We start from the raw sequence: 321 nt of genomic DNA on the forward strand, positions 1-321 counted from the left end.
CGTCAAGGTCCTGAAGTCGGGCGATGTGATTCCGAAGATTGTTGGCGTCGTGAAGAAGGCAAAATGGACGCCACCACCGGGCCCCTATGAGTTCCGGGGTCGCTTCATCTACTCGACGGACGGTGACGACGCAGTGCCCAAGATTCGGGCTATGCACTTTTTCTGTGCCACGCTCGGCATCGAGCTGTTTGCTGAGAAGTCACTGTCGAAGCTGTACGAGATGGGCGTCCGCACTACGGCTCAGTTGGTCGAACTAGGAGTCGAAGGTCCGCCGTCTAATTTCCGCGCACAGCTCATTGACGCATTCGGCAAGAACCAGTG

General features: G+C 57.0%; 1 protein-coding gene. It reads left to right on the top strand.

What is annotated here, in order from left to right; genetic code table 11:
* A partial coding sequence (locus AC1RPT_RS07880) for a hypothetical protein (protein WP_481762999.1) occupies window positions 1–321 on the top strand: 321 nt, incomplete at both ends.

It is taken from the genome of Dellaglioa sp. CoH-56-MRSF-11, from assembly GCF_056782135.1.